This window comes from Actinosynnema sp. NPDC023658 (assembly GCF_040639995.1).
GTDB lineage: Bacteria > Actinomycetota > Actinomycetes > Mycobacteriales > Pseudonocardiaceae > Actinosynnema.
Genome location: NZ_JBFAAX010001092.1, coordinates 1 through 1,768, shown reverse-complemented (window position 1 = coordinate 1,768; position 1,768 = coordinate 1). Strand labels below are relative to the sequence as shown.

Sequence of the window (1,768 nt, the reverse complement as noted above, 5' to 3'; positions counted from 1 at the left end):
GTACAGCCGGCGGACCGCGGCGTCGGTGGCGTCGCCGGGGTGGCGTTCCGCGATGGCGAGCACGGCCGCCGCGTGCACGGGCGGCTGGACGAGCCCGGTGGTCGACACGCCCGGCGGCGGCCCGTGCCGGGGCAGCGGTCGCCAGAACGCCGGACCGGGGAAGTAGGCGTCCTCCGGGACGGCGGGGTTGAACACGATCTGCGGCACCCGCCCGTCGCGCCACTGCGCGCCGTGCACCGAGGTCAGCTCGGTGAACGCCCGGCGCGGGCTGAGGTGGGCCAGGCCGATCGCGATGAACGCCGAGTCCCAGCTCCACTGGTGCGGGTACAGCGCGGTCGTCGGCACGGTGGCCGACCCGCGCCAGTTGCGCAGCAGCGTCGCGGCGGCCTGGCGCCGGAGATCCGCCGTGTCCGGCGCGCGGGACGGCGTCCCCAGGCTCACCACCTCACCCGCCGGCCTGGCGCAGCACGCCCACCGCCGCGGGCAGGACGTCGGGACCGGACAGCCGGCACGCGAGGCTCGTCCACCCCCGGTAGCCGCCCGCGTCCAGCGCCGCGAACACCGCGGCGAAGTCGACGTGGCCCGCGCCGGGTTCGAGGCCGTTGGAGTCGGCCAGCGCCACGTGGCCCAACCACGGTCCGGCCGCCAGCAGCGCGACCGCCGGATCCGCCTCCTCGATGTTCATGTGGAAGGTCGACGCGGCCACCCGCGCCGACGGCACCCCGACCGCGCGGCACAGCTCCGCCGCCTGGGCGAGCGTGTTGACCTGGTCGCCCTCGTAGCGGTTGACCGGTTGCAGGCAGACCGACACGCCTTCCCGCGCGGCTCGCTCGGAGAGCAGGCGCAGACCGTCCAGCAGGGTGCCCGGGTCCTCTGTGGACGATCGCGGCACCGGCACCCGGCGGGTGCCCGACACCGGCACCACCACGACCCCCACGCCCAGGGCGGCGATCGGACCCAGCCGCGAGGACATCTGCCCCAGGGCCTCCGCGCCGCGTTCGGCGTCACCGGCGAGGGGGAGCACGTCCAGGCACACCGAGGGCAGGACGACACCCCGGCCGACCGCGCGGTGGAGCACGTCGAACCGCGCTTCCAACGCCTCACCGCTCCGCGCGCGCAGCTCGATGCCGTCGAGCCCCGCCGAGCGCGCGAGCTCCCACCTCTGCTCGATCGAGGCGCCCGGCAGCAGCTGCTCCTGACCGGCGATCTTCCACGGCGGCATGCCGACATTAATCCCGTCATCAGTCAAAACGACAATGCGGTATCCCGATCCCGCGCACGTCGACCGCCGAACGGCCTGCCAGGAGCCCGGTGGTGCCCCGAAGTCACCTCCGGGTTGGCGGTTGTCACGGGACGAACCGGGGTGTTGAGTGGGGCGTCCGAACTCCCGGTCCCCGCCCCCGCCAGCGGGCGGGGGCCCCGGGACGGGAGGCAGGTGGACCGGACGAGGACGGCGCCTGCTCGCCGTCGCGGTGCCCGTCGCCCTGGTGCTGGCGGCCTGCGGCAGCGGCGAGCCCGAGGGCAAGGCGGACGGTCCGCTGGTCTTCTGGACCATCGAGGACACCGCCGACCGGGTGCGCGCCCAGGAACGCCTGCTGGCCCGCTTCACCGAGTCCACCGGCATCGAGACCAAGGTCGTCGCGGTGGCCGAGAACCAGCTCACGACCGTGCTCACCTCCGCCGCCGCGTCCGGGGAGCTGCCCGACGTGATCGGGTCCATCTCGTTGCCGATCATGAGCCAACTGCGCTCCGACGACCAGCTCGACAC

Annotated in this window: 2 protein-coding genes and 1 pseudogene; 1 reads left to right on the top strand and 2 read right to left on the bottom strand. The window is 74.7% G+C overall.

The features are described from left to right. Nucleotides 1-441, bottom strand: a pseudogene (locus AB0G02_RS38395) (hypothetical protein); the annotation flags it as partial. A 4-nt stretch (nucleotides 442-445) separates the two neighbouring features. Beyond that, on the bottom strand, nucleotides 446-1,249 hold the full coding sequence (locus tag AB0G02_RS38390; RefSeq protein ID WP_360804879.1) for a sugar phosphate isomerase/epimerase family protein: 804 nt from the start codon (nucleotides 1,247-1,249) through the stop codon (nucleotides 446-448). Between the two features lie 223 nt (nucleotides 1,250-1,472). Between AB0G02_RS38390 and AB0G02_RS38385 the strand changes: the two genes are divergently transcribed. Beyond that, on the top strand, nucleotides 1,473-1,768 hold a 296-nt coding region (locus AB0G02_RS38385), incomplete at its 3' end, for a hypothetical protein (protein ID WP_360804876.1).